Annotated in this window: 5 protein-coding genes; 1 reads left to right on the top strand and 4 read right to left on the bottom strand. The window is 68.5% G+C overall.

Translation table 11 applies throughout. The features are described from left to right. Positions 1–757 (bottom strand): helix-turn-helix transcriptional regulator (locus ACFWF3_RS24830; protein ID WP_379315595.1); only part of this gene is annotated, 757 nt, incomplete at its 3' end. 177 nt (positions 758–934) lie between these two features. On the opposite strand from ACFWF3_RS24830, the gene ACFWF3_RS24825 reads away from it, so the two are divergent. Then, on the top strand, positions 935–1,690 hold the full coding sequence (locus tag ACFWF3_RS24825) for a dienelactone hydrolase family protein (protein WP_379315593.1): 756 nt from the start codon (positions 935–937) through the stop codon (positions 1,688–1,690). A 74-nt stretch (positions 1,691–1,764) separates the two neighbouring features. Here the strand turns inward: ACFWF3_RS24825 and ACFWF3_RS24820 are convergent, their stop codons facing one another. The 3 genes from ACFWF3_RS24820 to ACFWF3_RS24810 form a co-directional block, all read right to left on the bottom strand. Beyond that, positions 1,765–2,787, bottom strand: coding sequence for a MerR family transcriptional regulator (locus ACFWF3_RS24820; protein WP_379315591.1), 1,023 nt, complete (start codon positions 2,785–2,787; stop codon positions 1,765–1,767). Then, positions 2,781–3,443: a HEAT repeat domain-containing protein gene (locus tag ACFWF3_RS24815; RefSeq protein ID WP_379315589.1), complete on the bottom strand. Its 663-nt coding sequence runs from the start codon at positions 3,441–3,443 to the stop codon at positions 2,781–2,783. Before ACFWF3_RS24815 ends, ACFWF3_RS24820 begins: the two co-directional genes overlap by 7 nt. A gap of 156 nt (positions 3,444–3,599) precedes the next feature. Continuing rightward, the coding region (locus ACFWF3_RS24810) for an FAD-dependent monooxygenase (protein ID WP_379315587.1) at positions 3,600–4,701 on the bottom strand (1,102 nt) is incomplete at its 5' end.

Below are 4,701 nucleotides of genomic sequence, written 5' to 3'. Positions count from 1 at the left end.
CGGGCAGACTCATGATCGTCAAATGCATCGCGAGGTCACCCACGGCGAGATGCTGGATCACCTTGACGAGGTTCACCGGCACGGCCACGTCGTTGCGAGCCCACATTCGGGCGAACTCGGCGCTGGAAGTACACAGCTCGTCGATCAACTCCTGCCAGGCCGGATCGTCGAGGTGACGGACCGACGCACCGCGCAGGTAGGCAACCATGCGACGCAGATCATCGATGTTGTGCCGATAGGGATTGCAGCACTCCGGTGTCAGGAACACCGTGCGCAGCACATTGGCGTCGGGGCGGGCGAGGCCGGGAAACAACACGCGATAGGCGTCATTGTGCGCCAGGACGTCGTATCGGGAATCGAGAAGCACCGCGGGCAAGGGTGCGAGCTGGTCCAGGATCATCGGCAGACCGGGCGGCATCGCCGACTCCACTGCCGCAGCGGGCACCGACGGCACATCCGCGAGGCGATAGAGATGCACTTTCTCGGCGTGATCCAGGCCGAGGGTGCGCGCCACCGCGTCGAGCACCTGAACACTGGCGTTGATCGGTCTGCCCTGCTCCAGCCACGTGTACCAGGTGATGCCGATTCCCGACAGCTGCGCGACTTCTTCGCGCCGCAGACCCGGCGTTCGCCGCCGCGGGCCCGGTGGCAGACCCACATCCGCGGGGGTGATCTTGGCGCGACGGGACTTCAGGAACGCACCGAGTTGGGCTCGACGCTCGGTGCTCACCGAGCGCAGGTCGACCGCTTCACTCATCCCATCATCGTGGTCCATGCCGATCCTGGTATCCAGGTGGTGCTGGTACCCGGATCCGCTTGCGCTGCGTCGAATTCAGTGCGTGCGCAAATGCCGGTCCCGGCCGGTTCGAGCGCCGGATCACCGCTGCGCGATCAGTAGATTGTGGTCAACTCGACGCGCTCAGGAGGTTCCGCTGTGGCGGTACACACGCTCACCCTCGCCGTGGCCACGGCCGACGGCAAGGCCGATTCCTTCCTCGCCTACCCCGACGACAACGCGCCCAATCCCGCGGTGCTGGTGTTCTCCGACGCGTTCGGGCTGCGGCCGGTGGTGCGCCGTGACGCCGAACGCCTCGCCGCTTATGGCTTCACGGTGCTCGTTCCGAATCTGTTCTACCGCCACGGTTGCGCACCGGTGGTCGACCTTCCCGATGTCATCGGGGCCGACCGTCGCGGTGAGATCTTCGGTGTCCTGCGCCCGCTGCTGACCGCGTTGGCACCCGAGCTCGTCGTCGCCGACGCCGCCGCGTATCTGTCGTGGCTGGCGGATTCCCCGCTGACCACGGGCAATCCGGTGGGCCTGTCCGGCTATTGCATGGGCGTGCGCCACGCACTACACACCGCCGCCGCCTACCCCGACCGAGTGGCCGCGGTGGCCGGCTTTCACGGCGGCCGGCTGGCCACCGAAGACTCCACCAGCCCGCACGCCGTAGTCGACCGAATCACCGCCGAGGTGTATCTCGCGCATGCCGACGCCGACCCCGGCCTCCCGCCGGAACAGATCGAACAGCTCGACGCCGCCTTCAGCGCCGCAGGCACCATCTTCCGCACCGAGGTGTATCTCGGTGCCGGCCACGGCTTCACCCAATCCGACACCGATGTCTATGACGCCGGGGCCGATGCCCGGCACTGGACCGAACTGACCGGCTTGTTCACCCGCGTTCTGCGCTGAACCTGCTCGGTAGGGCAGCCCGCGGGTTCAGCGACATCGGTGGCCAGTGGCCCACGAACACCCATCGGTTGTGATCAGCAATCCGGGCTCGTCGCTCGCGCAGCGACCATGTCGGTGAAGGCGGTGGCGACGAGGGCAACGGAGTGATCGGTGTCCGCGCTCAGTGCCCGCAGGGTCGCCAGCGCGCGGGTGCCGGGCAGCTCCACCAGCGCTTGGACGAGCCGGATACGGATGCCGGCGTCGTCTTCGTGTGCGGTCAGCGCGGCGGTCAGCGCGCCCAGTATTCGATCCGCGGATTCCGGGTCCTGCGACAGCGCGCCGAGCACTTCACCGGCGTCGACATCGTTGGTGCCCGCGATCACCATGGCCACCAGGATCGGCTCGGCCGCTCTCGTCCCGCGGCTGCCGGCGGCCAGGGCTGCGGGAGCGCGGACGGTCGGGTTCGGGTCGTCGAGTGCGGCGGTGAGCAGCGCGGTCGCGGCGTCGCCCGGGATTTCCGCCACGGCCAGCACCGCCCGGCGCCGGACCTCGACGTCGGCGGCGGCCAGCCCGGGCGCGAGCCCGACCAGTCCGTCCTCGCCTGCCCGCGACAGCGCCCAGCGCAGGGCGCCTGCCATATTGGGTTCGGCCTCGGTGAGCACGGCCGCGGCCAGCATCTCGGTCGGCACCGGCACGTTGTCGGCCGGGTTCAGCACTGCCTGCAGGCGCCGGTGGGGATCGGTCGAGCCGAGTGTGCGCATGAGTTCGACAATGCGTAGCGCGTCGTGCCAGTCACCGGGCTCGGCGTTTTCGACAGCGCGCAGACGTTCGAGTAGTTCGCGCTCGCGCGCCAGCCGTTCCTCGGTGCGTGCGATCAGCTCGCTCACCAAGGTCTGCGGCGTGAACGATCGGTCTGCGAGTACGCGAGCGATCTCGCGCAGCGACAGCCCGAGCGAGCGCAGGCTCTCCACGTGGAAGATGCCGCGGATGTCGGCGTCGGAGTACTGACGGTAGCCGCCGACGGTGCGCCCGGTGGGCCGCACCAGTCCGAGCGAGTCGTAGTGGCGCAGCATTCGGGTGCTGACTCCCGAACGCCGCGCCACCTCGCCGATCAGCACGGTGCGCCGTCGAGCGCCGCGACTCTTTTCGCCGCGTCGATGTCGGGATCGAAGGCCGCGTCCGGGTCGCGCAGCAGCCGCTCGGTGGCCTGTGCGTGACCTCGCACGTGCGGGTCGGTACTGCCGGCCGCCCGGTGGAGCACCGTGGTGATCACCTCACCCAGAGTGGCCAGCGCCCGGCTCAGGCTGCGCCGAACATCTCGATCACCGCGCCCGAATTGGGTGGCCAGTTCGGTGGCCAGCGCCGCGCGCTCGGCATCGGGCACGAGAACAACCGCCGCTCGCCACGCGCTGCGGGCCACGTCGTCGTCGGGATCGCGCAGCAGCGCGGGGGTGATCGCCGGCCAGACTGCCGGATCGCCGATCTTGGACAGGGTGTGCAGCGCTTGGCTGCGGGCCTGGGCACCCCCGGATTCCAGCTCGGCGCGCAGCCGCGGCACGGTCAGCTCGCCGGGGAGCCTGGTCAGTGCCCAGGTGAGCATGTCGCGGACGAAGAAGTCCGGCTCCACGGCGCAGCGGTCGATCAGGACTCCGAGCAGCGCCGGGCGTGGCTGTGTGCCCGCGGCCAGGGCAGCCCGCAGCCTGATCGATGCAGTCTCCGCGCTCAGTGCGGCAAGCAGCCGCGGGTCTACCGAGTGTGCTGGTATCGAGTTCATGGGAACCACCTCCTGCCTCCAGTGAAGACGTTGTCACTGTGTCAGGGTCAAGCGCTCGATCGTGTCATGAGGCTCAGCCGTGTCGCGGGGCCCCGATCCGTTGGATTCGACTGCCGAACGTGCCTCGGTGGACGAATTGATCCTCGGCGCCCTCGCTCAGGTGTGGCTGTGCGACGAAAGTGCTGTGCCGACAAGGGTTTCCAGTGCGGCGCGGGCGTTGGCGACGGCGATGCGGGCGGCGATGGCGGGCGAGAGCAGTGCGCGGGGTTTGTCGACGAGTCCCATCACCCGGTACAGGGTTGTCGCGACCGCGGTGTCACGCTCGGCGGCGATCAGCACCGGCTCGAGCGCCGCCACGGCGGCTCGGACCGGCAACGAGACACCGGCACTGACGTGTGGCATGGCGCCGTCGGCGATCACGGTGAGTTGCCAGGCGTTGTCGATTTCCGGCGTGACCGCCGTGTAGAACCTGGTGGCAAGATTCTTTCCACCCCGCGCGAGGCACTCACGCAGCACGGCCATCTGGATCGCGGCGACAGTCATGCCCTGCCCGTAGACGGGGCTGAAGCTGCACAGGCTGTCACCGACCGCGAGCAGTCCCTCGGGAAAGCGATCGAGCCGCTCGTAGCGTCGGCGCAGGTTGGCCTTGTAGCGGAAGGTCGAGATATCGCCGATGATTTCACCGTTCTTGATGGCATCGAGCACGTCGGGCGGGGCGATGGCTGCGGCGAAGTCGAGGAATCCTTCCTGGTCCCTGGGCGGCTCCTCGCCGTCGTGGCCGATCAGCGTCAGGATGTGCCGGTTGCCCTCGACGGCGAACAGGGCGAGGGCACGCGGGGGTAGATCGCGTACGCCGATCGTGACCAGCTTGTCGTGAGGCAATGCGTTCGGCGGCAGCTGGATGAAGGCGCTGCGGTAGATGATGTCGATCGCGGTGCCTTCTTCGGCTGGGCGGTCGTAGCCGAGCTTGTCGAGCCATGAGGGGACGACGCCGGCTCGACCCATCGATGCCACGACCAGGTCCGCGTCGATGGTTTCACGCGCCCCGTCCGAACGGTCCACGATCGCGACCCCGGATATCCGCGTTCCATCGGCGCTGACAACGAGCGACCCGGCATCACACCTGTCGCGAATGGTGACATTGGGCAGCGCCGCGACCCGCGTGCGAAGGTGCTGCTCGAGGTGTGGGCGACTTGCCTGAAAGGCCCTGTGTCCGGTCGATACTCGTTTGAGGGTCCGACCGGCCATGGTGAAGCGG

It is taken from the genome of Nocardia sp. NPDC060220, from assembly GCF_042727815.1.
Classification (GTDB): Bacteria; Actinomycetota; Actinomycetes; order Mycobacteriales; family Mycobacteriaceae; genus Nocardia.
This window is presented reverse-complemented; position numbering and strand designations above follow the sequence as displayed.